We start from the raw sequence: 4,657 nt of genomic DNA, 5'->3' as shown, positions 1-4,657 counted from the left end.
TCATTTTTTACAATATTTATCATAATCTCGCTAGGTTCTACTACTGTTATTTTTGAATCTTTATAAATATCTGATAAATTTTTGATTTCTAAACTTTGTCCACCTATTGATAAAATATCCTTTATTTGTAAAATTTTAGTTTCAACTTTTAAAACAGAATTAAATAACATTTCAATCATTAAGTCATACGCAGGTATTTTCTTTCTTATATCCTCCAAATAACTATCAATTATAAATTCTTTCATAATATTTCTCCTAATTTAACATTTCAAAATATTCAGTACTTTTATTTCAACTTTGAAATTATATGCCTAAATTTTCTAAAAATTTTAACAATCTAAATACTTATAATATCTCTTAAATTCACTATCAGCCTCATTTTCTCCTAGCAAAAAGCACTCTAACTCAGCCTTTTCACTATTTTTTTCTTCATCCAAAACAAGTTTATACCGAAAATCAATGTGAATATGCTCTCCTTCACTTTTCACAGGATTCTTAGGAATGTCAATTGCATTTACATCAATCAATCCCATATTTTTCATATTTTCATCAATTTTTGCAAAAAAACCAGTTTCTTCTACAAATTCACGGATAGCAGTGTCTAAAGGTATTTCATCATTTTCTACGTGTCCTGCTGGCAGTAAAATCATTTTTAAATATGGATGTTTTATAAAATAACATTTCTCATTCTTAAAAACTACAGCACTTGCTGATAAATGAACTTTTGATTTTCTGTTTGTCAAATCCTTTATTTTCGTTTGTGATAATATTTTCGAAATTTTTTCTATTTTTGTTTTCAATTCAGGCTCGTATTCTGCTAAATTTTTTAAATGTTTTTTCAAAAAATTTATATTTTCTATTTTCAAAATGTTCTCCTTTTGAATATTTTCTTTAATTTTATAGTAAAATCACTTTAAAACAGAACTCAAAGGCTATGACTATTTACTCAAACCCTAAGTTTGTATAATTTTTAATAGTTTAATTTTAAACGGGTTCGAGTATAAAATTAAATTTTATTATAAACTTCCAGCATATTCAAAATATCCCTAGTTTCCTTCACATCATGAACTCGCAAAATCCTTCCGCCATCTTGCACCATTAGACTCTCAAACATCAATGTTCCCATAAGTCTTTCTTCCAGCGACAGCCCAAATATTTTCTCATTAAAACTTTTTCTTGAAATGGCAATCATTATTGGTAATCTCATATTCCGTAAATATTTCACCGACTTAATTCTTTCCATGTCTTCAGGCGTATTCATGCTATTATTTGAAGAATATCCAACTCCCGGATCTATTGAAATCTTTTCTCTTTCAATTCCAGTTTCTAAAATTGCTTTTACCCGCTCATCAAAATAATTTTCCAAATAATTTTTCAAGTTCGGAATTTCATCAAATCGCCCATTATTCATAACAACCAATGCAGGTTTATATTTTTCAACTAATTTCATTTTTCCTTCCGAAGTGAATCCATTAAAATCATTAATAATATCAATACCCGCATCCAGTCCTTTTTCAATAACTTCCTCAGTATCACTGTCCAAAGCCAGCACAATATTTGGAAACTCCTTTTTCACAGCCTCAATATATTTTTCAATCCGATTCCATTCTTCTTCTGCCGAAATATCATCAAAATTAGGCTTAGACGATTTCCCCCCAAACTCAAATATTTTAGCCCCATTCCTAACATCTTCCTCAATTCGCTTCAAAACCTTATCTACACTTGAATTTCTCCCACCATCATAAAATGAATCTGGTGTAATATTCAAAATTGAATAAATAACCGAATCAGTCGTTAAATCAAACTCAAACCTATTCCCTTTCCAAATCAATCTATTTTCTTGTAAAATCTCTTCCAATTTTTCAATTCCATTTTCAAATTCAAAACTATTTTCTATTTTCAAAATCTCAACTAATTGTTTTAATTCTGAATATTTAAAAATAGCTGTAATCCCTTCGTTTTTATTAAATGAAAAAATATTCTTTTCTTCCAAAAAATTCTCAAATTTACGTAGTTCTTCTTTATTTCCATTAAATTCAATAACAATATTTTTTGAATCTCTATTCTTAATTTCATTGATTTTAATCATTTTTTTATTTCTTTCCTTTCTTAAATCGTATGACTGTTTTTTCTGTTTTAATCTTTATTCTGATTAAATTAAAAATATTTTTCAATAACTTTTTTTACTTCTCCTAACAAGTAAAATGATCCCACTACAAAAATACACTCATCTTCATTCTTTCTCAATTCCAACGCTTTCAAAAAAGCCTTTTCAATATTCTTTTCAGAAATTATAATGTTTTTAGGATTTTCAATTTTTTTATCTTCAAAATATCTCTCCAAAATCTCTGAATCCAATTTTCTTTCTTCATTATTTGGCTCTGTAAGTATAAAATTATCTCCTGCTATTTTTAAAAGATTCACACATTTCTCCACTTCTTTATCCTTTAAAAATCCAACTACAAAAATTTTTTTCCTATTGTCAAAATTCTTTTTAACATAATCTACAAATGCCTCGACACTATCCTCATTATGTGCCACATCCAAATACGCATTTTTAATTTTCTCAACCTTTTCCATTCTTCCTGCAATTTGCAATGTTCCCAAAGCTCTATCCAATATTCTTTCTGTATTTTCTAGAATATTTTCATCACTAAATCTAAAATACCACGTTAAAACTGTCGCTAGATTCTCCAGCTGTTGTTCACCTTTTAGCCCAAATCTAAAAAAATACTCATTATTTTTAAAATTTTTCTCAAAATCATAATTTCCGATTATTTCAGCTTTAACTTTATTTTGAAATTCTAAACCGTTTTCAGATTTTAAATCTTCTTTTTCGTAAATATTTTGGTTATTCTCTTTTACATTTTCTACTTTTTCAATCTTTATATTTTTTTCAGCTAAAAAAACATCACAATTTTTATATTTTGCTTCTTTTTCCAAAATTTCATAAACTACATTTCTCTGATTTGGAGCAATTATAACATTGCTCTGTTTTCTTATAATTTTTGATTTTGTTTGGCAAATTTCCTCAATCGTATTCCCCAAAATATTTTTATGATCAATTCCAATCTTTGTAAAAATAGTATAATCAATTTTTGAAACTGCGTTCGTTGCATCCAGTTCCCCTCCAAGCCCACATTCCAAAATCAAAACATTCACATCCTTATTTTTAAAATGTATCATCGCAATCAAAAACACCATTTCAAAATACGACAAATCATTTTCCAAATCCAAATCCAGTTCATTCAAAACCTGTCTTAACTTATTTTTACAATCTTCAAATTCCAGTTCAGTAATTTCAACCCCATTAACCTTAATCAATTCATAAATTGTCCTTATTTGAGGACTCGTAAATAATCCAACTTTATATCCCATTTCACACAAAATGCTATTAATCATATAACAAGTCGAACCTTTCCCATTCGTCCCGCTAACATGAATAACCTGAACATCTCTAGCCGGATTATCCATTTTGTCTAAAATTTCCGTAAGCAATTTTACTCTTTTCTTTTCCCCATATAAAGATTCTTTCATCACTTTTTTCTCCTATTTTTGTAAGATTATCATTTATTAAGTTTATTTTGATATCCCAGTTTAATTCTAATCATCTATTCCTACTTTCCCCACAAGCTCCGTAATCAAGTAAATATGTGTCAAAGTATCCCCTTTATCTAAATTATCAACACTTTTCTTCCCACCTAACCCTAATAATGGAACAAAACAAAAACTTTGATTATACTCTAATTCTCCATATTTTTTTACAGCCTTTTCATATAATTTTAAATCAAAAAAATCATTTCTAAGACTATCTTCAGTGTATATATCTGTAAAAAAGAAATCCATTCCAGAATCTATTATATCAAAATCTTCTTCTTTATAAAAAATAATCCCAATATATCTATTTTTTTGCCATGTTATTACATCTGCAAAAGCTGTTGTAAACAAAGGTATTGACTCTTTCCCTCTAAAGTAAGTTTCTTCTACTAATTCTTTATAATCATCTGGATTTATTACTCTTAGATACCCATTCAAAAAACTTCCCAATCCATAATTTTTCCAGATTTCTATAACTTCATCTGGCACTTTCCCTTTATATTTTTCAATAATTTCTTTCGGCATTTCTTTTTCTTTTTTAAAATCTCTTAACATTTTACTTCCTCACTACTTATTAAATTTACTCTGATATTCCTCCATTTTCTTAAACAATTCTTCCTCTTCTTTATCTTCAGGAACTTTACCTAAATATTTATATTCAAAGTACTTTATTCTTAAAGTTGGACCAAATGAACTATTTATCCAATCAGTATAGTCATAATACATCTTCAGTTTTCGTTCTGAATTTACAATTATTGTGACTGATTGCCAAAGGTTTAAATTATACTTTATAAATATCTCTTTTAATTTTTGGGACAATTTATATATATTATTTCTTCTTTCCTCATATTCTTCTTCATACACATTATAAATATCAGGTATATCTTCACAATAAATGTAATTTTTATTTTTTTCTATATTAAAGAAAAAATATATCCCTCCACTTAAATTATCGCTTATTTCTGCATTAAGATAAAAGTTTTCCCACCTTCCTGGTATTGCATCACTTACCTGCTGTGCTATTCCTGTTATTAACTCATTTGATTTTTCAAAAAATTCT

Annotated in this window: 5 protein-coding genes and 1 pseudogene; all 6 read right to left on the bottom strand. The window is 27.4% G+C overall.

What is annotated here, in order from left to right:
• A pseudogene (locus tag Q0370_RS07890) lies at positions 1-245 on the bottom strand (methyltransferase); the annotation flags it as partial.
• A gap of 84 nt (positions 246-329) precedes the next feature.
• Entirely contained in the window at positions 330-866 is a 537-nt protein-coding gene (locus Q0370_RS07885) for an NUDIX domain-containing protein (RefSeq protein WP_299574308.1), read from the bottom strand.
• A 140-nt stretch (positions 867-1,006) separates the two neighbouring features.
• Complete coding sequence (gene folP, locus Q0370_RS07880) at positions 1,007-2,089, bottom strand: dihydropteroate synthase (RefSeq protein WP_299574306.1); 1,083 nt, start codon at positions 2,087-2,089, stop codon at positions 1,007-1,009.
• Between the two features lie 68 nt (positions 2,090-2,157).
• Complete coding sequence (locus Q0370_RS07875; RefSeq protein ID WP_299574303.1) at positions 2,158-3,537, bottom strand: Mur ligase family protein; 1,380 nt, start codon at positions 3,535-3,537, stop codon at positions 2,158-2,160.
• 66 nt (positions 3,538-3,603) lie between these two features.
• On the bottom strand, positions 3,604-4,152 hold the full coding sequence (locus tag Q0370_RS07870) for a T6SS immunity protein Tdi1 domain-containing protein (protein WP_299574300.1): 549 nt from the start codon (positions 4,150-4,152) through the stop codon (positions 3,604-3,606).
• 12 nt (positions 4,153-4,164) lie between these two features.
• On the bottom strand, positions 4,165-4,657 hold a 493-nt coding region (locus Q0370_RS07865; protein ID WP_299574297.1), incomplete at its 5' end, for an immunity protein YezG family protein.

The sequence above is a fragment of the uncultured Leptotrichia sp. genome (assembly GCF_938036635.1).
Lineage (GTDB): Bacteria > Fusobacteriota > Fusobacteriia > Fusobacteriales > Leptotrichiaceae > Leptotrichia > Leptotrichia hongkongensis.
Note: the sequence above shows the minus strand (reverse complement) of the source record. Positions and strands in the feature narration are given on the sequence as shown.